This is a genomic window from Nonlabens dokdonensis DSW-6 (genome assembly GCF_000332115.1).
In the GTDB taxonomy this organism is placed as follows: Bacteria; Bacteroidota; Bacteroidia; order Flavobacteriales; family Flavobacteriaceae; genus Nonlabens; species Nonlabens dokdonensis.
In genome coordinates this window covers 3,555,890-3,577,653 of sequence record NC_020156.1, presented here as the reverse complement: position 1 = coordinate 3,577,653, position 21,764 = coordinate 3,555,890, and the positions used below count along the sequence as shown (strand labels likewise).

25 protein-coding genes are annotated in these 21,764 nt (G+C 34.2%); 14 read left to right on the top strand and 11 right to left on the bottom strand.

What is annotated here, in order from left to right:
* Positions 1–6: 6 nt before the first annotated feature.
* Genes DDD_RS15775 through DDD_RS15765 form a run of 3 tightly spaced genes read right to left on the bottom strand, consistent with a single transcriptional unit; the run spans position 7 to position 2,298 of the window.
* Complete coding sequence (locus DDD_RS15775; protein WP_015363956.1) at positions 7–777, bottom strand: S1/P1 nuclease; 771 nt, start codon at positions 775–777, stop codon at positions 7–9.
* Positions 778–831: 54 nt separating this feature from the next.
* Entirely contained in the window at positions 832–1,593 is a 762-nt protein-coding gene (locus DDD_RS15770; RefSeq protein WP_015363955.1) for a M90 family metallopeptidase, read from the bottom strand.
* A gap of 60 nt (positions 1,594–1,653) precedes the next feature.
* The gene (locus DDD_RS15765; RefSeq protein ID WP_015363954.1) at positions 1,654–2,298 is read right to left on the bottom strand and encodes a TMEM175 family protein; all 645 of its coding nucleotides are present in this window, start codon (positions 2,296–2,298) and stop codon (positions 1,654–1,656) included.
* Positions 2,299–2,503: 205 nt separating this feature from the next.
* Here DDD_RS15765 and DDD_RS15760 point away from each other — a divergent pair, with 205 nt between their 5' ends.
* The 7 genes from DDD_RS15760 (at position 2,504) to DDD_RS15730 (ending at position 8,106) form a co-directional block, all read left to right on the top strand.
* Positions 2,504–3,838: a histidine kinase gene (locus tag DDD_RS15760; RefSeq protein ID WP_015363952.1), complete on the top strand. Its 1,335-nt coding sequence runs from the start codon at positions 2,504–2,506 to the stop codon at positions 3,836–3,838.
* 2 nt (positions 3,839–3,840) lie between these two features.
* On the top strand, positions 3,841–4,137 hold the full coding sequence (locus DDD_RS15755) for a 2TM domain-containing protein (RefSeq protein WP_015363951.1): 297 nt from the start codon (positions 3,841–3,843) through the stop codon (positions 4,135–4,137).
* A 3-nt stretch (positions 4,138–4,140) separates the two neighbouring features.
* A complete protein-coding gene (locus DDD_RS15750; RefSeq protein WP_015363950.1) occupies positions 4,141–4,437 on the top strand; it encodes a 2TM domain-containing protein in 297 nt (98 codons plus the stop codon).
* A gap of 27 nt (positions 4,438–4,464) precedes the next feature.
* Positions 4,465–5,247, top strand: coding sequence for a LytR/AlgR family response regulator transcription factor (locus DDD_RS15745; RefSeq protein ID WP_015363949.1), 783 nt, complete (start codon positions 4,465–4,467; stop codon positions 5,245–5,247).
* 118 nt (positions 5,248–5,365) lie between these two features.
* The gene (locus tag DDD_RS15740; protein WP_015363948.1) at positions 5,366–6,082 is read left to right on the top strand and encodes a DUF4331 family protein; all 717 of its coding nucleotides are present in this window, start codon (positions 5,366–5,368) and stop codon (positions 6,080–6,082) included.
* Positions 6,083–6,120: 38 nt separating this feature from the next.
* Positions 6,121–6,702, top strand: coding sequence for a DUF4331 family protein (locus DDD_RS15735; protein WP_015363947.1), 582 nt, complete (start codon positions 6,121–6,123; stop codon positions 6,700–6,702).
* 78 nt (positions 6,703–6,780) lie between these two features.
* Positions 6,781–8,106: a tetratricopeptide repeat protein gene (locus tag DDD_RS15730; protein WP_041567216.1), complete on the top strand. Its 1,326-nt coding sequence runs from the start codon at positions 6,781–6,783 to the stop codon at positions 8,104–8,106.
* Between the two features lie 752 nt (positions 8,107–8,858).
* Here the strand turns inward: DDD_RS15730 and DDD_RS15725 are convergent.
* The 5 genes from DDD_RS15725 to DDD_RS15705 all read right to left on the bottom strand — a co-directional run bounded on the left by DDD_RS15725 (position 8,859) and on the right by DDD_RS15705 (position 12,676).
* Positions 8,859–9,650 carry an anti-sigma factor gene (locus tag DDD_RS15725; RefSeq protein WP_015363943.1) on the bottom strand — a complete coding sequence of 264 codons (792 nt, stop codon included), beginning with the start codon at positions 9,648–9,650 and terminating at the stop codon, positions 8,859–8,861.
* Positions 9,650–10,186, bottom strand: a complete 537-nt coding sequence (locus tag DDD_RS15720) for an RNA polymerase sigma factor (protein ID WP_015363942.1) — start codon at positions 10,184–10,186, stop codon at positions 9,650–9,652. Before DDD_RS15720 ends, DDD_RS15725 begins: the two co-directional genes overlap by 1 nt.
* Before the next feature lie 81 nt (positions 10,187–10,267).
* Positions 10,268–10,912: a superoxide dismutase family protein gene (locus DDD_RS15715; protein WP_015363941.1), complete on the bottom strand. Its 645-nt coding sequence runs from the start codon at positions 10,910–10,912 to the stop codon at positions 10,268–10,270.
* A 62-nt stretch (positions 10,913–10,974) separates the two neighbouring features.
* The gene (locus DDD_RS15710) at positions 10,975–11,463 is read right to left on the bottom strand and encodes a YdeI/OmpD-associated family protein (RefSeq protein WP_015363940.1); all 489 of its coding nucleotides are present in this window, start codon (positions 11,461–11,463) and stop codon (positions 10,975–10,977) included.
* A 1-nt stretch (position 11,464) separates the two neighbouring features.
* Positions 11,465–12,676: a bifunctional alpha/beta hydrolase/OsmC family protein gene (locus tag DDD_RS15705; protein ID WP_015363939.1), complete on the bottom strand. Its 1,212-nt coding sequence runs from the start codon at positions 12,674–12,676 to the stop codon at positions 11,465–11,467.
* A gap of 122 nt (positions 12,677–12,798) precedes the next feature.
* Here DDD_RS15705 and DDD_RS15700 point away from each other — a divergent pair, with 122 nt between their 5' ends.
* The 3 genes from DDD_RS15700 to rpsA all read left to right on the top strand — a co-directional run bounded on the left by DDD_RS15700 (position 12,799) and on the right by rpsA (position 16,529).
* Entirely contained in the window at positions 12,799–13,329 is a 531-nt protein-coding gene (locus DDD_RS15700) for a SixA phosphatase family protein (RefSeq protein ID WP_015363938.1), read from the top strand.
* Positions 13,330–13,347: 18 nt separating this feature from the next.
* Entirely contained in the window at positions 13,348–14,232 is an 885-nt protein-coding gene (locus DDD_RS18375) for a VF530 family protein (RefSeq protein ID WP_015363937.1), read from the top strand.
* 443 nt (positions 14,233–14,675) lie between these two features.
* Entirely contained in the window at positions 14,676–16,529 is a 1,854-nt protein-coding gene (gene rpsA, locus DDD_RS15690; RefSeq protein ID WP_015363935.1) for a 30S ribosomal protein S1, read from the top strand.
* A gap of 382 nt (positions 16,530–16,911) precedes the next feature.
* On the opposite strand, the gene DDD_RS15685 is transcribed toward rpsA, so the two are convergent.
* Entirely contained in the window at positions 16,912–17,736 is an 825-nt protein-coding gene (locus DDD_RS15685) for a hypothetical protein (protein WP_015363934.1), read from the bottom strand.
* Positions 17,729–18,112 carry a hypothetical protein gene (locus tag DDD_RS15680; RefSeq protein ID WP_015363933.1) on the bottom strand — a complete coding sequence of 128 codons (384 nt, stop codon included), beginning with the start codon at positions 18,110–18,112 and terminating at the stop codon, positions 17,729–17,731. The genes DDD_RS15685 and DDD_RS15680 overlap by 8 nt, the downstream gene beginning before the upstream one ends.
* A gap of 150 nt (positions 18,113–18,262) precedes the next feature.
* Between DDD_RS15680 and pyrR the strand changes: the two genes are divergently transcribed.
* Genes pyrR through DDD_RS15660 form a run of 4 tightly spaced genes read left to right on the top strand, consistent with a single transcriptional unit; the run spans position 18,263 to position 21,029 of the window.
* Positions 18,263–18,811 (top strand): bifunctional pyr operon transcriptional regulator/uracil phosphoribosyltransferase PyrR, encoded by a 549-nt coding sequence (gene pyrR, locus DDD_RS15675; RefSeq protein ID WP_015363932.1) that lies wholly within the window; start codon positions 18,263–18,265, stop codon positions 18,809–18,811.
* Entirely contained in the window at positions 18,808–19,743 is a 936-nt protein-coding gene (locus DDD_RS15670; RefSeq protein WP_015363931.1) for an aspartate carbamoyltransferase catalytic subunit, read from the top strand. The genes pyrR and DDD_RS15670 overlap by 4 nt, the downstream gene beginning before the upstream one ends.
* On the top strand, positions 19,736–20,068 hold the full coding sequence (locus DDD_RS15665; RefSeq protein ID WP_015363930.1) for a hypothetical protein: 333 nt from the start codon (positions 19,736–19,738) through the stop codon (positions 20,066–20,068). Before DDD_RS15670 ends, DDD_RS15665 begins: the two co-directional genes overlap by 8 nt.
* Positions 20,069–20,123: 55 nt before the next feature.
* Positions 20,124–21,029, top strand: a complete 906-nt coding sequence (locus tag DDD_RS15660) for a ribonuclease Z (protein WP_015363929.1) — start codon at positions 20,124–20,126, stop codon at positions 21,027–21,029.
* 127 nt (positions 21,030–21,156) lie between these two features.
* Here DDD_RS15660 and DDD_RS15655 read toward each other — a convergent pair whose 3' ends face one another.
* Positions 21,157–21,681 carry a hypothetical protein gene (locus DDD_RS15655; protein ID WP_015363927.1) on the bottom strand — a complete coding sequence of 175 codons (525 nt, stop codon included), beginning with the start codon at positions 21,679–21,681 and terminating at the stop codon, positions 21,157–21,159.
* Positions 21,682–21,764 lie beyond the last annotated feature (83 nt).

Sequence of the window (21,764 nt, the reverse complement as noted above, 5' to 3'; positions counted from 1 at the left end):
TTAACTTTATCCTAAAACTTCATTTAATAAAGCAGCAAGCCTTACACCACCTTTTTGTAATTGAACACGTAGCTTGTAAAAGTATTGATACATGTATCGGTAGCTTAATTTGTCTCCTTTTTTGGTGTTGGCATAAATATCTTTAACTAAAACACGACTGTCTTTTAACCAGTCTCTATGCGTACCGCTGCCCATGACTTTACGTTGTTTTCTTGTTAACGCAGGCATATTGCTTGCCAATTCGGTATAAGACATGCCGTAGCTGTCTATCATTTGAGAATCCCATACACGGTGAAGATTTGTTCCATCTCTGAACCATTGTACTTGAAAATCGTTACCGCCTTTATCTTCACTTAATCCAGTGTGCAGAGGCTGGTGAAGATCGCCTATAAAATGAACTAATAAACGCAATTGAAATGCTTTTTCCTCTTTTGTGGCAGTCTTTGATTTTAAGGTAGCAATACAAGTATCAATTGCTTCAATAATATCACCTCGCTCGCTCTTAGGATGCTCTTCATAGGTAGAGTCAAATGGGATATTAACGTAATGTTTAGGCCCGTATTTTCTATAAAGTGTATCGCTCTTTATTTCGTCTGCAAATGTAGAGACCAATGCTAATGATTCTCCGTCAAGTAATTTTGCAATGGCTTTTCTAGCTTTTTTATTAAGATATTGCTCTGCAACAGCTCCTGTAGTTCTATGACCGGTTTTACCCCAATCGTTTGCAAAAGCAGAAATTGAAAAGCTTAGAAAAAGAAATAAGAATAATTTGCGCATGATATTTTTTTTGCAAAAGTAAGTTGCATCACACTTGTCTAGGTGAATTAGGTGTTAAAAAGATATTATTTTATTTCTGGAAACTTTATTTTTCATTTGCGGATTAAAGCAAAGTTGAAGCATTTGATAGATTTCTGGATGCTTTCTTTTCATTAAATCTGGTCTAGAGAAAAAATATTCTGCAGTGACAGCAAAAAACTCAATTTTGCTGGTGCCTCCATAATTTCTTATGTCAGATTTATCTTTATTAATGCGCTCCATTTCTTCATGCATAAGATTGATCCATGCAAGTATTACATTTTGATCCATTAAAACTTTAGGAATTCCATCTATGGCGCCGTCCATTTTATCAATGAGATGCACAAATTCATGTATGGCAGTATTTAATTTATCTGTTTCGTTTTTAAAACCGTGATAGAGTGCTTCTTTTGAAAGAATCATCTTGTTGTTCCATTTACCAGTGCCTACCATTCCAAAAATGCGTCTACCGTTACCATGTCCTTCAAATTCTAAGTCTTCATTGAAATGTTCTGGTAATAGAATAACTGTCTTTAAATTACTGTAATGCCAGTCTGGAAATTGAAAAATAGGAATGATGGCACTGGCAGCAATTAATAAAGCATCTAACTCTGCAGGTTCCATGTCTATGGTTTCTATTTCTATCTCATCAAGAAATGCCTGCATGCGTAGTTTGAAAAATAATCGATCTCTAGCTTCTAACTTTTCAAAAAACGGCACATATTCTATCAATAGCTCGTCCCAGTGCTCTGTGGACGGCGCTGGTTTTTCTTTTTTGAATAAATGGAATATAGGCATGAGTTAATGATCTATTTAATAATAAACAAGTTGCTTTGATAATCTAAAAAAGAACTTTTGTTATGTCCTTTTTTTACGCGATTTTACTTTGATACGTTTGGTAGATTTTCGCTTATAAACGATGTCTACAAATTTTAGTACAGGAAATAATAGTAAAGGAGAAAATCTAGAGAGCAACGCAAATTTTAAAGAGACTATAATGGCAAATAGCCAAACCAAACCAGCCATCAAATCTCTAGTTTTTGCCCATTGAAATAAAATCGGATCATAGCCTTTTTCAATGAGTTGGTCTTTTTCAATTTTGCGAATCATTAAATACTTAAAAACGCTAAGTGCTATAATATTAATTGAGTAGATAATAAAAGGCTCGTTAACTACAAAAGTAGAACAGTAAAAAGAAGTCGTGAAAGGCATTAAAACAACCATAAATAATAACATAATATTCCATCCTAAAGCGCCTTTATTGTAGTGTTTTAAGTTTTTAGAAATATTCATGTGACTGCTCCAGTATAGTGCGATGACTAAAAAACTAACAGCATACCCTATAAATTTAGGAAGAAGATCTTGCATTACTTGCCCAAAGCCCTTTGTAGTTAGCTCATTATAACTAGGTACAACAAGGTCGAGTACCAGCAAAGTCATCGCTATGGCAAATATGGCATCGGTAAAATTATTGACTCTATTCTTATCGTAGGTTAATTCCATCAGGTAAATATATGATTTTAGTCTTTTTATATTTACTGTTTATATTAAAATTGAAGGTGGTTTTAATCTCGCTTTCGCGAAAGCATAACAGTTCAGTACCTTATTTCTACAATTCGGTTATTCTTAATTTAATATAGCTTTTTCTCTTTTCATATTTGAACTGTTCTAAAGTATTAAACTATTTTTAGAATCATAATTGAACCAGATGAACTTAAAACGATTTTACAAATTTTTAATAGCGAGTATTGCCATATCTATAACTATAAACTTGATCAATGCTTATTTCCGAGGAAAATTTTTAAATTTTGAAGGAGAGTTGGAAGGTTTCTTGGTCAACTTCATGTTTACCATTGTGCTATCATCAGGTAATCAATGGTGGTTTGATTTTCTAGGTAAAAAACTTTCATGGCGGGATGAGTCGACTAAACGTTTAATATACGGTGCCATAGGATCTGTTGTACTAACGATGTTATTGCTATCTTTTCTTAATTTCTTTACGTACGTTGTAATATATGATACTACAATTCAAGAGTTCCTAGATGATCAAGAAACAGAATGGTATGTCTTTGGATTGATAATAACACTTTTTGTTTCGGCTATTTATCATGCGATTTATTTTTATAAAGCGAGCCAAGCTCAAAAAGTAAACGAACAAAAAACCATTGCAAGATCTGCAACAGCACAATTTGATGCGCTTAAGAATCAATTAGATCCGCATTTTTTATTTAATAGTCTAAATGTTCTGGTGTCCTTAATCGAAGAAAATCCTAAAGCGGCTACAAAATTTACAACCTCGCTTTCTAAAGTTTATAGATATGTACTAGAACAAAGAAATAAGGAACTGGTGTCTGTAGATGAGGAACTAAAGTTTGCTAGAACTTATGTAGGACTGCTCAAAACAAGATTTGAAGATAGCATTGAAATAGAAATACCAGAGCAAGGCTCTATAGAAAACGCAAAGGTGGTTCCTCTTAGTTTGCAATTACTCATAGAAAATGCAGTAAAACATAATATTGTAAGTAGTAATAAACCTTTGAAGCTCAATATTTATGAGCAAGATCAGTTTCTAGTCATAGAAAATAACCTGCAAAAGAAACAAGTGATAAAGGAGAGTAGTGGAGTAGGTTTACAAAATATTGAGAGTAGATACAGATTGCTTACTAAGAGGCAAATGACTATAAATGAAACTACAGACACTTTTAAAGTAAGTGTTCCTATACTTACTAATCAATCAGAATCAGTAAACCTAAATACAATTGACATGGAAAATACGGAGGACATAAGACTTACTAAAGCAAAACTGCGAGTAGATAGTATTAAAGACTTTTATGATAATGCAGTGAAGACGCTGGTAATCCTAGCATTCTTAGCAGCTATAAATGCATTTACAGGTGGTTTTCCTTGGGTGATTTTCCCTGCTATAGGAATGGGAATTAGTTTGCTATTTAAATACATGAGAACATTTAACAAGAACTTCTTTTTAGGAGAATCATGGAAAGAGCGCAAGATCAACGAACTAATGAATAATGAAAGGTTTTAATTATGAATCCTAATGAAAGCTATCAAGACCGATACAATCGGGCAGTAGAAAAGGTAGAAGAAATAAGAGCCTTTTACAATCACGCAATTATTTATGTTGTAATTAATATCTTATTAATTGCAGTGAATTATTACCATAATGAATGGAGTTTTATTTGGTTTATTTTTCCGCTTTTAGGTTGGGGCATAGGTCTAGCAGCCCATGGTTTCGGAACTTTTGGCGGGAATCCGTTGACAAATGAAAAATGGAAAGAACGTAAGATTAAAGAAATTCTAGAAAAAGAAGAAAATAATATTTAGATTATGGATCATATCAACAAAGCATCAGAGAAATATAAAAAAGCAGCGAGAAGAGTAGAGGAAATCAAAGCCTTTTATCATCACCTTATTGTGTTTACTATAATTAACTTATCCATTCTAGCATTTGTTTTACTTTTTGAAGGAGATTTAATGTTCTTCTTTATTGTAAGTGTTTTGGGTTGGGGAATCGGGCTTGCGTCACATGCCATTAGAGTATTTGAAATCAATCCGTTTACTAATAAAGAATGGGAAAAGCGTAAAATTCAAGAGATTCTTGATCAGGATCAATTTAATATTTAAACACATCAATCTAATTCAAGAATAAGTATGTCAGATTTTAAAGCAATAATTATTGAAGATGAAAAGCCAGCAGCAAGGAGATTAAATAGAATGCTGGGAGAACTTGATATCGTTCCAGAAGCCATGCTTCACTCGGTGCAGGAGTCAGTAGACTACTTATTAAATAACGATGCACCAGATCTTATTTTCCTTGATATTCAATTAAGTGATGGATTATCATTTGAAATATTTGATCAAGTAGATGTTAAAAGCGCCATCATTTTTACAACTGCATATGACGAATATGCACTTCAGGCGTTTAAGCTTAACAGCATAGACTATTTACTCAAACCTATTGATGAAGATGAATTAAAGATTGCAGTAGAGCAATTTGTATCCCGCTTTCGCGAAAGCGAGAACAACAACAATAAAGCGGCAACCATAAACTTTGATGACATTGCAAAACTCCTAGGTAATCCAGTCGATCGTAAATTTAAAAAAAGATATACAGCAAAAGTAGGCGAGCACTTAAAGCTGTTCCATACTGAAGACATACAATTGTTTTTTTCTGAAAATAAGGGAACTTATCTTCATATAGATAACGGTAGGAATTATTTAATAGACACAAAACTGGAAGCTCTAGAGAATGAATTAGATCCAGAAAAGTTTTTCCGCATTTCAAGACAAGCAATTATACATGTGAATGCAATAGATGACATGATTTCTTACACAAATTCACGTTTGCAAATAAAAATAAAGACATTTAAAGAAATGGATTTAATTGTTAGTAGAGAACGAGTTAAAGACTTCAAATCATGGCTAGAAAGGTGATTTATTAAAAATATATCTTAAATTAATATGGCATTAAGAACGCTTTAACACAATATTTAAAACCGCGGTCTTCTTTCTCTCGTAAGTTGGGTATAAATTAATTAAAACCATTATTACGATGAAAAAAATTGCCCTATGGTCCACACTTGCGATAGTAGCTATTGCTAGTTTTATAATTGCGGCCGATCACTTAGACGCTCCTAATGTAGCCTCACAACCATCTGACATTGCAGACTTTTTTGCTTTTGAAGGTGAGAATCCTAATTCTACTGTTTTTATAGTCACTTTACCTGCTTCAAGCGCAGCATCAAATTTTGATGAAAATGTGATGATAGAAATCAATATAGATAATACCGGTGCAGATGTTCCTGGAGCTTTTCCAGCATCAGTAGGTGTTACAGAAGAGCTAGTAATTCAAGCGTTGAGACAAGGAGATAGAATGTATTTCTTTGGACCTTATGCTCCAGATTCAACATCTTTAAGTAGTACTATCGATACTAACGAAGCTATAGGTAGTGTTGCAATCAACTCTCAAGGAGAAACTTTAACTGGTGGAATCCGTGCGTTTGCAGGACAACGTCAGGATGCATTTTTCTTTGACTTCCAACAATTCAATACAGTTATAGGTACTGCACCAGCTGATGGATTTGGAACAACAGGAACTAATGCTTTTGCAAATGCAAACGTAAATGCAATAGTAGTAGAAGTGCCTAATTCTTTATTAGGAACAGCACCTACTCACCTTGCAGATCAGTTCCGTGCAGGTTTACAAGTTCCAGTTTATGGATTACCTAATTCTTACAATGTTTGGGTAGAAACTAAAAGAAGAAACTAAACAACCTCAAATTAAATTTAATTTTTAAAACAAACACAATGAAAATATTCAAATATATATTAACAGTTGCCATTGCAGCCACTCTAACTGTAAGCTGTGACAACGACGATGACTTTACAGGAGAGCCTGTAACTACAGATTTTACTGGAACCTTCACGACTCAAGATCAAATGGGTAGACCAGGAATTAACACGGTTCTTTCTGGAAGTGATGCAAACAAAAATAATTTTAATGTTACTACGCCAGAAACTCAATTAGCTCAGTTTTCTGGAATATTCAACAACACCTTAGTCGCTTATTATAATGCTTATGGAGCAAGTTTTGAAAACAACATTTTAGGACTAGATCAAGGTCAAACGACTGCGGTTTTATCATTAGATGTATTACAAGTAGCACAAAATGCACCGACTTCATATTTTACTGATACTAGTAGTTTCTTAACTGGTCGTAGATTAGAAGACGATGTAATTGATGTATCATTAATTGTACTATTCGGTGGTAACACTGGAGCAAGATTTGATGGTATGAATGGAACACCTAATTTAGTTTCAGATAACGTAGGTCTTGAGCCTGGAGTAACTAGTACTACTTTTCCTTATCTAGTGCCAGCATCATTTTAATCATATAGTTTTTTGTAAATGCCGATTTTTTAAATAAAATCGGCATTTTATTTTATAACAATTCTAACTTTCCTTACCATGAAAAATTCCTTTTTGCTCCTCCTTTTTCTTTCCATAATAACTGTATCTTGTAATCAAACGACAGATAAGAATGGGCAAGAAAATGCCGATATAGTAACTGTACAAAAAGACTATAACTCCTACTTGAACAAGGATAATTCTGCATTAATAGCAACCTTAAAATCTGATATAGATAGTCTTGAAAAAATTATTGCAGTAAACAATACTGGCGTATTAGACTTAGGAAGACTCTCTTCTAAACTCAACTTACTATACGATTTAAAAGGAGATGTGAACCATCTCAATAGATCAGTTGAGATGCAAGAAGCTGTAGTGAAAAACATGTACATAGAGCCTGAGAAATCCAAATATGCCTTAGCTCAAGCCTATATCAAACAACATAGATTTAAAAAAGCAGATAGTTTAATGCGTTCTTTTGCCGCTGATGCAAGCACAAAAGAAAGCCAATTGCTATTTTTTGACATTGCTATGGAATTAGGAGATTATACTCGTGCAGAAAAGATGCTTAACGCTATTCAAAATCAAAAGAATTACAACTATTTGATCAGAGCTGCAAAATGGAATGATTATAAAGGTGATCTTGATGCTACTATTCGATTAATGGAAGAAGCAAAAACTCTTGCAGATCAAAGTGGTAATCCTTCTATCCAAATATGGAGCAATTCTAATATTGCAGACTACTACGGACATGATGGTCAAATTCAAAATTCTTATGACCACTATATTAAAACACTCGAATTAGATCCAGATAATACATATGCACTTAAGGGAATCGCCTGGATAGCCTATTCTCATGAAAAAAATCCTGAAGAGGCATTACGTATATTAAAAAAACTAAAAGAGCGTCATCCACTACCAGATTACGATCTTGATATTGCAGAAATAAAAGAGTTTCAAAATAAAAGCGAGGATGCAGATTCTTTAAGAAAAAACTTCCTAGCTGAAGTTGAAAATGACGCTTATGGAGCGATGTACAATACTTATAAAATTGAACAATTACTGTCTGGAAATGAAGCAGATAAAGCTAAAGCTCTTGAGATCGCAAAAATTGAAATTGACAACCGCTCAACTCCAGAGACTCAAAGCCTGTTAAGCTATGCTATGCTTAAAAATAACCTTACTAAAGAAGCTTTAGAAAATCAAAAGAAGTATGTAATTGATAAAACTTATGAACCGGTAGCACAACTACACTCCTTAGAAATCCTATTGGCAAATGATGAAAAAAATAAAGCACTCACTTACACGGAAGAGCTGTCTGCCGCATCTTATGAGTTGGGTCCTGTCACTATGAAGAACTATTATGAGATTCTTGAAGAAATTTAAAACCGCAGTTAAGATTTCTACGTATATAATAAAAGAGGATCATAATCCTTTAAAATAAGCCTAAGGGGAATGTTAGGTTTAGTTTTGGTTGGTTAGTTTGAATGCCTCACTAGTAAAATAGTGGGGCATTTTTTATTTCAAATATGTTCTATAAATTTCATTGCGAGAATTTCATGTAAGACAATTGTGCGTAGCTTAAACCACTTATATGATGAAGTTGAATAGATAGCATTGTTTTCATTCTCTCTAGCCTCTTTTCTTTTAAGCTTATTAATCCCAATTGTTTCTTTCAAGCTTTCTAATCATTGTCTAGAAATTATTTTTAAAGCTATTCCGGCATAAACAAATCTGAAACGATTAATGAAGCACAAGTTGGAACTATTAATGAAATGATCACCTCATTTTCCTTGGTGATTAAAGCAATCAGGAATCCGATTGAGCGAAATATATTATTGCGATAACAGTATGTTTAAGGTTTTATGAATACGTTCTTCAAGAGTCCTATTCTCGGATTCTGTTTTATATTTCCCTAAGCATGTGAATAGCTGGCAACACAATTTTAAATTATTAGTACAGCCTTTATTAATCTAGTTGAACTGTAAAGTGATTATTATCTTAAGGATTGATTTGGTCATTGTGTTAATTGTTTTTGTTCTCGCTTTCGCGAAAGCGGAATACTTTAAAAACAGTCTAAAAAAAAATGACCTCTATAAAATAAAGGTCATCTTAAAATAATTATTACTAATTGGTACTTATTGATCTATAACACCTAAGGTATACAGCTGTTCTAAGTTAGGTCCAGCAGCGCCGCCGTATTCTTCTAATGTGATACCGAAGGCTTGAGAAGCATTATCATTCTCTACTCGTAATAGACTATTGCTATTTTCTACAACTCCCAAACTGGTAGGCGTAAGCGGATTTAATGTAAGCGACCATAGTTGATAAGACTTATCGCTAGGAGCTTCAGGTAATCCTGAAACATCTATGTAAGTAACATCTTCTTGATCGTTATAAAAAGCAGTTGCATAGGAGTTTTCAAACCCTTTTTGTCCAGCAAGGTCGACTTTTACCGTATTTTTATCTTTTATAAAGGCAAGAGCTTCTTCATAATCGTTGTTAACCGATTTTACGTTCTCAATTTCTGAATTGAGAATCTCATTGTCTTGTTGGACTGTTACTACTTGATTTTCTAGATTAGAATTGGTATCTGTCAGGTCATTATTTGTTACATACAAATAACCGGAGCTTATCAGTAATGCTGCCGCTGCCGCCCAAGCCAGATAATTAGGTCGAGTTTTAACGATCTCTACAGAAGTGTCTTTTCCTATTATAGTTTGTAGTCTATCAAATAGTTCTAATTCATTTTTAGAAGGTGCTAAACCAGTAGCAAGCTTCATATATGTCTCTTCAATTTGTTGTACTTCTAATTGAAGAGGAATGTTCTTTTTGAGTTCCTTAGTTATTTCTATGGAACGCTCTAATTCTAGCACTCCACATACGTAGAGCTCTAAATCACCGCTGTTAATTAATTCTTGAGTATCCATTAGTTCAGTATCATATTACGTAATGCCATCATACATTTTCTATGCCTGGTTTTTAAAGTTCCAGAAGGCATATCAAGCTCCTTTGCACCGTCATTGAATGTAAATCCTTTAAAGAATATTACATCTATGATTTTTATACACATAGGTTCTAATTTGTTAATCCATTTTTTAAGATAGATAGCATTTGTTGAGTTATCCAGATCTTCACTGGTTTCTAGTATATCTACGAAATTATCTGTACTTAGGTTTTTTAAACCGTCTTTATGTCGCTTAGATCTTAAATAATCTATAGAAGCATTACGAGAAATGTTTAAAGCCCACGTGAAAAAACGCCCTTGCGCAGAATCATATGAGTCAGAGTTATTCCAGATCTTAATAAAAACATCTTGTAATATTTCTTCGGAGACGTCACGGTTTTTTACAATGTTATAGATAACACCATGCAAGGCCTCTTGATAACGATCGTAAACTCGAGTGAAAGCAGTTTGATCACCGCTTTTCATTCTTTCAATTAATAAATCTGGTTGTGCACTCATTGATATATAGTTATGGGATAAAGATGCATAAAAAATGCTTGACCTAGAAAGGGTCAAGCATTTTTATGATAAATATTTTTGTTATTCAATTACTCCACAGGCTTCTCTAGCTCCTGCAGCACCACTAGGTTGAGATTCAAAATCGTCAGCACTTGCGTGAACGATTACACCTTTACCTACGATATTACGTGTTTCATCATCGCATCCTATACACCATTTATCAGTGCTAAAATCTAATGTAGCCATTCCATCTTCTCCTACTTCTAGGTTACCTATATCACCTGAGTGATGCATCTCGTCACCCCATTTTCCATGAGCTTCACTTGTAGGATCCCAGTGTCCACCAGCGCTTTTTCCGTCGTCTGAGCTACAATCACCATTTTGGTGTATGTGAATTGCATGCATTCCAGGAGTCAATCCTTTCAAATCCACATTCATGGCTACTTCTTTTTCATTCTGAGTGAAGGTAATAGTACCACTTACATTACTACCACTTTTTGCAGACATAGGAACCATTACTTCTTTTCCTACCATTAATTTAGTACCTGCTTTATCCATATCATCACTATGATGATCGTCGCCATCGTGCTCATGACTGTGAGTTTCTCCATCATGAGTATGTTCATGATCGTGTGCTTCTGTTTCTACTTCTTCTTTTGCTTCTTTGCAAGAAGATACACTTATTGATAAGGTAAGTGCCATTATTCCAATTATTAATTTTTTCATTGTTGATTTATTTTAAAGTTTGATTATTAGTGCTAAAAATACTAAGTAAAAAGCTCAAAACCTCATAAGAGTTTCTCAAATTTCATAGGATTGTGATTACCTATTTTTAAATTTTCCATGGCATTGAGAGCTAAGTCTACTTTTTTTTGTGAGCCTTTTGCGTTGTAAATCATAAAAATAATATTGCGCTGTTTGCCAGGAAGTAGATTTTCAAATATTTCATAAGCTTCATAATCACTTAATAATACAGCTTCCAGTTCCTCAGTCATAGGTGCTTGATATTTACTTGTATCTTCTTGCATTCTTACTTGAATGGTGTCTCCTTGTTGTACTTCTAGCTTTTTTTGATTTGCCTTTGAAAACATCATAGAGTAGGAGCCATGTCTCTTAGAAATGGCAGCGTATAAAGTGATTTCTTTTTCTTTATGTGACAAGTTTGCTACAACTCGCTTTACACGATCTTGAACAGCTTGCATAGCTACATCATCTGGTATTGCAATTAAACCCATAAAACCATTATGACCTATTGAAGTGTTAAACTCAAAAACCATATTAGATTAATTTTGTAATTATTTGTGTTTCAGAATGCAGCGTTTTATGAACAGGACATTTATCTGCGATTTGTAAGATACGTTGCAACTGCTTATCATCTAGAGTACTAGTAATTTTTATACTTCTGGTAAAGGTGTCTATTTTAGCCGTGTCCTCTTCACAGTTTTGACAGTCTAGGGCATGTTGTTTATCGTAAGTTATATGGCATTCCACATTTTCAATGATCCATTTTTTTCTTTTGGCGTACATCTGTATGGTCATAACAGTACAAGCTGCAAGACCGCTAGAAAGTAAATCATAAGGAGTTGGTCCAAAATCATTACCGCCTACGCTTTCTGGTTCATCGGCGGTTAAGTAATGTTTACCAGCAACAATTTGAGTAGTAAATGCTTCTTCATTTCCTAAACTCGCCGCAACTTGATCTCTTGTTTTTAAATCATTTTCTGTTTCTTGAGAGACATAGCGCTTTGCCCAGCTAGCTATTACCTCACCTATATATTTAGAATCTACTTTATCTAGGAGTAAATGATCAGCTCCATCGAGACTTACAAAACTTTTAGGATGTATAGCGGCATGATACAGTTTCTCAGCGTGCTGGATTCCTACTGTTGTATCTTGTGGAGAATGTGCGATCAAAATAGGTTTTCTTAATTCCTGAAGTTTTTTAGTTACTTCTTGCTCATTAATATTTCTAAGAAATTGTTCTTTTATTTTAAACGGTCGTCCGCTTAATTGAACCGTTGCTTCACCATTTTCTATAATGGCTTCTAGTTGATCACCAAATAAATGACGCACATGCTTTGTATCGCTAGGAGCGCCAATGGTTGCTACAGCTTTTATGGAACTCGCTTTCGCGGAAGCGAATATAACAGCAGCACCGCCTAGACTATGACCTATGAGTAGAGAAGGAGCTTTATAATTATCTTTTAAGTAATCTATCGCAGCTAATAAATCTTCCACGTTTCCTGAAAAGTTAGTATCAGCAAAATCACCATCAGAATCGCCTAAACCTGTAAAGTCAAATCTTAAAACACTGTAACCAGAAGTGGTTAAAGCTCTAGTTATATTTTTTGTAGCGCTAAAGTTCTTACTGCAGGTAAAACAATGCGCAAAAATCGCATAGTTATGAGGTTGTCTATCGGCAGGTAATTCCATTCTACCACTTAAGTCATATCCATTTGCGTTTTTAAAGCTTACTTTTTCAAAATTCATAAACACTTATTTTCTTTAAAAGTAAAATGTTTTTATCACAGTAGTATCAATATGACTAATAATTCAGGTTTCTCATTAAATTCATTATAGATTCTATATTTTTACCGTAATAAATCTTTCCCATGAATAAAATACTTTTTTTACTCGCTTTTAGTCTGGTTTCTTGTTTTAGCTCTAACGATAATAAGTCACCAGAAGAATTACAAAAGGAACAACTCACTACTTTTTATTTTATACGTCATGCAGAGAAAATGACAGATCAAGGTAGCGATCCAGAGTTAACAGATCAAGGTACTGCAAGAGCAAATGACTGGGTGAATTATTTTTTTATCAAGGATGTAGATCACGTAATTTCTTCTGATTTCAAAAGAACTAAAGCTACTGCTGCACCACTTGCAAAATCTAAGAAGTTAGATATAGAACTTTACGATGTGAGAAAAGCTACTGGTAAATCATTGTTAGAAAAGTATAGAGGTAAAACTGTTGCTTTATTTGGGCACAGTAATACAATTAATAAATATGCAAACGCATTGCAAAAGGATAGCATCTATAACGACTTAGAAGATTCTGATTACGATCATTTCTTTGTTGTACGTATAGATAAAGATGGTAATTCTAGTGCAGTTAAGGAGGTAATGGGCTTTCAGGAATAAAGTAACATATAGCAATTAATGAAAATACTAAGCTGGAATATGAATCGCCATGATGGTGATCAAGAAAACTCGTCTAATAGTGCGTGCAAAGATCTTATCCTAGAGCACGATGCTGATGTAGTTATTCTAACACATACTAATTTGAACTTTCAGTTAGGCGGGATCTATAAAAGAATTTCTACTCAAGAAATGCCATTGCGTCATGACGGCATTGTTTATAAAGAAGGTGAAAACAGAGTTAGTATTTATACCAAATACCCCTTAAAGAATAAGGTCAAAACTTATGATGACCATAATAGTATCTGTCAAATGCTAGATACGCCCTTAGGCAACCTGAATATCTATGGAACTGTAATAGGTGCAAATATTGAGCTTTTTGAGTCAGATCTATTAGAGCAAAAAGACGATCTAGAACGAATAGAAGGCGCTATTTGTTACGTAGGTGATTATCAAATGAGCTTTGTTAAACCTTTTTTACCAAATGAAGAGAAAGTAAAGGACATGCAAGCCTTTGCAGATTCTCAAAAAATGGCCATCCTCACTGCCGACTTTGAAAATCTCATGAGCCATGTAACGATTAGCAAATCGTTCCTAAAAGGAAACACCACAAAGCTTGATCTTTTTGAAGTACCATCTCACATTTCTAATAAAGAAATCATAGTCGTAGAGATCAAAAAAAAGGAAATCAAAAAGCAAGTTAATAATCCGTTACACGGTGTGAAACTTGCTTATATGCTAGAAAAACTAGTAGATCATTACGGCTGGAATGAACTGGGCGATCGCATCAGGATCAATTCCTTCAATTCAAACCCAGGATTTAAATCAAGCTTAAAGTTTTTACGCAAAACAGATTGGGCTAGAAAAAAAGTAGAGGATTTGTATGTGGAGACTTTTGTGGAATAAAAAAAGGTTTTGAATATCATCATACCTAAAGAAATACGCCCATGGTTATCATAAAAAACCTCGCAAATCACAATCATACTTCTGGCTTTTAAGTTGATCATTTTCTCTGATTTGCGAGGTCAACCTTTATCTTAATTGTTTCAATTTGGAGATATTTTCTTCTCTTGAAAAGCATAAATGAGTGAATGCTATATCTCATTGAGTGAAGTGAGAAGTATTGCTGCGATGAGGTTGTAAATTGCGCTTTCGCGAAAGCGAGACCAACACCCATAATTTTAAGAGAAATAGCACTAGGAAAAGAGGGAAAAAGAATGTATTTTTGCAAACCCAAATTGAGAATAAGGAAACCAATTGGGAATCAAATATTTATCTATAACTCTTCTAAAGGAGTTCTGTAAGTTTCCACGCCTCTTTAGAATACAAATTTTAATCAGCAACAAATCATGGCTGAAGAAACAAACAAACAAGAACTTGAAGCTGCACAAGATGGTGCAACTGAAACTCAAGTTCAAGAACAAGTAGAGAAAGCAACCGCTGCAACTACATCTCCACAACAAGAAGATCCTACTGCTTTTCTAGACTCATTTGACTGGGAACGTTATAGTGAAGGAATTGAAAAAGTTGATGAAGAGCAATTAAAAGCATTTGAAAAGTTAGTATCTGACAATTTTGTAGATACTATCGATAGCGATGTTATCGAAGGTGTAGTTATCAAGATCACTGATCGTGACGCTATTATCGACATTAATGCAAAATCTGAAGGTGTTATCTCTCTTAACGAGTTCCGTTACAACCAAAATCTTAAAGAAGGTGATAAAGTTGAGGTACTTGTAGATGTACGTGAGGATGCGACAGGACAATTAGTTCTTTCTCACCGTAAAGCACGTCTTATCAAGGCTTGGGAGCGCGTTAACAATGCTCACGACACTGGCGAGATCGTTAACGGTTACGTTAAATGTCGTACTAAAGGTGGTATGATCGTAGATGTTTTCGGTATCGAGGCATTCTTACCAGGTTCACAAATTGATGTGAAGCCTATACGTGATTATGATCAGTATGTAGATAAAACAATGGAATTCAAGGTGGTGAAAATCAACCACGAGTTTAAAAACGTTGTAGTATCTCACAAAGCGCTTATCGAAGCAGATATCGAAGAGCAGAAAAAAGAAATTATCTCTCGTCTAGAGAAAGGACAAGTACTAGAAGGTGTTGTGAAAAACATCACTTCTTACGGTGTATTTGTTGATCTAGGTGGTGTAGATGGATTAGTTCACATTACAGACCTTTCTTGGTCACGTATCAATCACCCTAATGAGATTGTAGAACTTGATCAAACACTTAACGTAGTAATCCTTGACTTTGATGAAGATAAGTCTCGTATCCAGTTAGGTCTTAAGCAATTAGAAGCGCACCCATGGGAAGCTCTTTCTGATAAGATCAAGCCAGGAGATAAGGTGAAAGGTAAAGTAGTTGTAATCGCTGATTATGGTGCATTTGTAGAAGTAGAAGAAGGAGTTGAAGGACTTGTTCACGTATCTGAAATGTCATGGTCTACGCACTTAAGAAGTGCTGGTGACTTTGTAAAAGTAGGAGACATGATCGATGCTGAGGTTCTTACTATTGATAGAGAAGATCGCAAGATGTCTCTAGGTATGAAGCAACTTCACCCAGATCCATGGACTGACATTACTACTAAGTATCCTGTAGGTTCTCGTCATAAAGGAACGGTAAGAAACTTTACTAATTTTGGTGTATTTGTAGAACTTGAAGAAGGAGTAGATGGATTAATTTACATCTCTGACTTATCTTGGACTAAGAAAGTGAAACACCCATCTGAATTCTGTGCAGTAGGAGACACACTAGAAGTAGTGGTTCTTGAACTAGATGTAGAAGGACGTAAATTATCTCTAGGACATAAGCAAACTATGCCTAACCCATGGGATAAGTACGAAGGTGAATTTGGTGTAGGAACAACTCACGATATTGAAATTACTGAAACTGTGGACAAAGGTGCCGTAGTTAACTTTAATGAAGATATCTCTGTATTTATTCCAACACGTCACTTAGAAAAAGAAGATGGTTCTAAATTGAAGAAAGGTGAGAAGGCTCAAATCCAGATCATTGAATTCAACAAAGAATTTAAGCGTGTAGTAGGTTCTCACATGGTTCTTCACAAAGAAGAAGAAGCTAAGAACGTGAAACAAGCAGCTGCTAAAGCTCAAGAGGACACGAAGCCTACAATAGGTGATGCTAACTCTAAGTTACAAGCTCTTAAAGATAGAATGGAAGGGAAGTAAGCCCAACTCATTTTAATATAGAAAGAATCCCTTATCATTTATTTGATAAGGGATTTTTTATTTTGTAGAATTTTAGTTGATATATAATACCAGTTCTAATCTTACAACTGTAGATAACTAATTAAGTATTTATCGTGAGTTCGATATAAGAATACTTGACATTTAAAGTTTAAAATATTGATATTTAACTCCTCGCTTTGGAAAAGGCGAGGACAGATTGACCTCGTCGCACCTGCGACGATGCAATCAGGAGTGGTTGAACGTCCCAAACCGTTGAAAGAATTCAATTCTATTTATTATAAAAATAAAAATCAAACTAACTTATTGAATATAAACCTTTATAACGTCGGACTCACGTTATTTACAATGTTTTTTAAAGGGTTTAAAACCTAGTATAATCAATATAGCAAAATATACTTACTAATAGGAGAAAGAGTATTTTTAGCAATTGTTGAATTCTAGTGTTTTGGATTTTTGTATCAGAACATGAGATGAGAATTAGGATAGAAAAGAAACCGAATTCACTTCTAAATAGAGCCGTTCCTATGACAAAGAAAAAAATAGCATAGTATTTTTTAGTTTGTGAAAGTACCACCATAGCAACAGATAAGGCTATCTCGCTAATTAAGACGAACCAGGTGAATATTTTAGAAAACTGAACCGTGTTATCACTGATGAGCAATGGTACAGTTTGATGAGAATATTTTACCTCATGAAAATGATCATTAAAATATTGAGCATTTTCACTAAAATTAGGATCAATGAGAATACCTATTTGTGGAAAACTAGTACCGCTCAAGAATAACTCTCCAATCAGGTTACCATTCATGAAATAGGCGCTCAAACCTTTTTGAATCGTAGCTACAATGATGATTAAGGATAAGATGTAAAAAGGGAAATTCCATTCTTTGTCCTTAAACCATAATCGATAAACCATATATAAGGTGAATATGCCCAGTAAACTCCTGTGATTAGCCATTTGATAGTAACTCATGTACCAGCTTCCTAGAAAATTTAAAGCATAAAATAAAATGCTATATTTTTCTAACTTTTTATTTTCAAAGATTAAATTAACAAATGCAAGAGCAACTATAGGACCTTTAATTAATGGTGCTTTTAAAGAAGTGCTCAAGAAAAATAAAAATATAAAGAAGTGATACATCTTCATTATGTCCATTCTATTCAAGTAGGATAGTATTCTATTCATAACTATACACTTTTACAGATCGAGCTTCTTTTTCATCAATATCTAGGTCGGTTCTATGAATCTCTAAATTTCCTTCTTGTTCTAAAAATATAGAAACCCAAGGATTTTCTTTCAAATCTTCCTCATACCACTCTGGATAGAAACTTGCCACTCTTAGAGTTTTTCCAGAATTAAAATAAAGAGATTGATCATCTTCACTAAGTTTATGGTAAGCTTCTTTTTTTAAAGGGAAGACCTGAAGTAGAGAATCTGTGCCTTTTAATCGGTAAACAATAGCGCGGTATTCTCCATGACTGTCCGTGTACATGCCATAACCACAGCCTTTCCATCTTGTAAGATTCTGAAAGTTACTTGCATAAACTTGCCAGGAAATCATAATTATGGGCAATAGGATAAGAAATATTCTACAAAGTCTTTTTAATTTCATTAAATAGATGATTCATGATTATCGCAAAGCAAAATACTTATCTTTGCTCTGAAAGCACAATTAAAGTTAATACCTTTTTTAAAAACATAAATAGGATTAATGAGTCAAAAATTACTTCTCGATGCCGCAGCTCTAGAAATTATACTTCATAGACTAGCTTGTCAATTAATTGAAAATCACGATTCTTTTGAAAATACAGCATTAATAGGACTGCAACCTAGAGGTAGTTTTTTATTACAACGATTAACTGTTATTCTACAAAACTCTTATAAGATCAAGAACTTAGAAACAGGTTTGTTGGATATCACTTTTTACAGAGATGATTTTAGAAGGAATGAAGAACCGCTTAAAGCAAACTCTACCGAAATTAATTTCCTCGTTGAGAATAAGCGCGTCGTTATTGTAGATGATGTTTTATATACAGGAAGAAGTATTCGTGCAGCTTTAACTGCTTTACAATCCTTCGGTAGGCCAGACACAATAGAGTTGTTAACCCTTATAGATAGAAGGTTCTCCAGGCATTTACCTATTCAGCCAGATTATAATGGTAGACAAGTAGATGCTATCAATAATCAAAAAGTAAAGGTGTTGTGGAAAGAAAATGGAGGTGAAGACGCAGTTTATCTTTTAAAAAATACAGACTCATGAGTGAATTGAGCGTTGATAATCTTTTAGGAATTAAATACCTCACCGTAGATGATATTCATTTAATTCACAAAACTGCCGATCAGTTTAAGGAGGTTATTAATAGACCCATAAAAAAAGTACCTTCACTTAGAGACATCACCATAGCAAACCTCTTTTTTGAGAATTCTACTAGAACTAAATTATCCTTTGAACTTGCAGAAAAGCGTCTCAGTGCAGATGTTATCAATTTTAGCGCTGCTCAAAGCTCTGTCAAAAAAGGAGAAACATTAGTCGACACGGTCAATAATATTTTAGCCATGAAGGTAGATCTAGTAGTAATGCGTCATCCACATCCTGGAGCTGGAGTGTTTCTTTCTAAACACGTGGATGCAAGAATAGTAAACGCAGGAGATGGAGCTCATGAACATCCTACTCAAGCTTTACTAGATAGTTATTCCATTAGAGAAAAGCTGGGTGACTTAAAAGGTAAGAAAGTAGTGATCGTTGGTGATATTTTACACAGCCGCGTAGCCTTATCAAATATTTACTGCCTCAAAAAATTAGGGGCAGAAGTCATGGTTTGTGGACCAGCAACGCTATTACCTAAACATATAGAATCTTTGGGTGTCAAGGTGGAACTCAATCTTAAAAAAGCTTTGGAATGGTGTGACGTAGCAAATATGTTACGTGTGCAAAATGAGCGTATGGATATTTCCTATTTTCCTAGCGTACGAGAGTATGTGCAGCAATATGGAGTAAATATGGAATTGTTGAATAGTCTCAACAAAGATATCGTAATCATGCATCCAGGACCTATTAACAGAGGTGTAGAAATTACAAGCGATGTAGCCGATTCTGATCAAGCAATTATTCTTAATCAGGTAGAAAACGGTGTTGCTATAAGAATGGCAGTTTTATATTTAATAGCCGCAAAAATTAGAAGAAATGATTAGTGAACAACACGATAACTATACGCTGTTAAAAGACGAAAAAGACGATATTCAAGATTTCGCATCTTTTTTATCTCGTATTTATGATCAATTTAAAGGTAAGAATTTGATCGTGGACTTACTAAAGTATGAAGAAGCTTCCTTGATGGATCTTATTTCATTTCTTGAGTTGAGCAATAAACATCGAGCTACAAAACAGTCTTTTGTATTAGTAAACACGGCGTTATCAAGAGATGAAATCCCTGATGAATTACTTGTTGTGCCTACGGTGCATGAGGCAACAGATGTTATTTCTATGGAAGATATGGAACGAGAATTAGGCTTTTAAAGTCAAATTTTAAACACCTATTCTAACCGTACTTTATAATCCAAACCTACATTCTTTGAAACTAACTATACTTGGTTGTCATAGTGCAACGCCTCGAGATAATGCGAGACCTACCGCTCAAATTTTAGAAATGAAAGGACATTTATTTCTGATAGATTGTGGTGAAGGCACGCAAATGGCTTTACGTAAAAATAGAGTGAAGTTTGCTCGCATCAAGCACATTTTTATCTCGCATTTACATGGCGATCACGTTTACGGCCTGATTGGGTTAATTTCAACATTCTGTCTATTGAGTCGTGATGCTGATTTAACGATCTACGGTCCCAAAGGCATCAAAGAACTTATACTAATTCAGTTAAAATTGGCTGGTGTTTACACATCTTTTAGTTTACGCTTTCGCGAAAGCGAGATCAACACTCCACAAATACTTTTAGAGGATGATTCATTACAAGTAACGACTATACCGCTAGAACACCGCATATTTACTCATGGATTTCTTTTTCAGGAAAAACCTGGCGATAGGCATTTAGATATTGTAGCCTGTCAAGAATATGAAATCGAGAAAGCTTATTATCGCAAAATCAAGCAAGGTCACGATTATGTAAAGGAGAACGGTGAAGTAATTCCAAATACCGAACTCACGACGGATGGCGATCAACCTAAAAGTTATGCATTTTGTAGCGATACGGTTTATAAAGAAGATATTGTACCACAAATTACTGATGTTACAGCGTTATACCATGAGAGTACTTTTCTTAAATCGCACGAGCATTTATGCGAGAAAACAAAACACAGCACAGCAGAGCAGGCTGCAAAAATTGCTAAAAAAGCAACTGTAGGAACTCTTATATTAGGTCACTATTCCTCTCGTTATGGTGATTATGAATTGTTTAGGAAAGAGGCTCAGGAAGTTTTTGAAAAAACAGAGCTTGCTATGGATGGAAAGGTATTTGAATTTTAAGACACTATAAATTTTGTTGGCTTCTAAGTAAAAAAGGATCGTGTAGATAATTTTGGTCCCGCTTTCGCGAAAGCGAGATCAATTCCAATCCTATCTATAACTAATAGTAAAAAAAGGTCAAGTATTTTTATTCATCGACAATTTCCATTGTGTTTTCAGGAATCTTTAAGTTGGTTTTAAAATCAGGAAAATAATTGATGATAGAGCCATTCTCTTTCATTTCTTTTGCTTCTACAAAAACCCACTTTTTTGCATCTTCCAGATAGAACCCTAACATGTGAGAATTTGATTTTATTCTTTTATTATTCATTATCATTTCATTGTACACTCTAAGATAACAACGGTACTCTCCTTGTTCTTGAACAACATCTGATACAAATTGAGTTTCACATTTTACATATTTAAAGCCTCCTTCTTTCATTTGAGCAAATGTAGTTTTTAAGTACTCTTCCATAACAGAAGCTCCACCAGCAGCTTCTAGTATTGCTGGATGAGTATATTTTAAAAGTGTTTTAAAATCTTCATTTAAGGTAGATTGTACCGTTATTTTACAATCCCGTAACGCGGTTTTTTTCAGCTCTTCTAAATTCTGACCAGAAATAGTTGAAAAAGTAAAAAGTAATAAGATGAAGGTTAAGGTGTTTTTAAACATGTCAAGTGTTTTTAAAATAATAAAAGCTGTAAATCAAGTAATTAAAGGTAACAAAAAATACCTATTAGATTATTTCAACAATC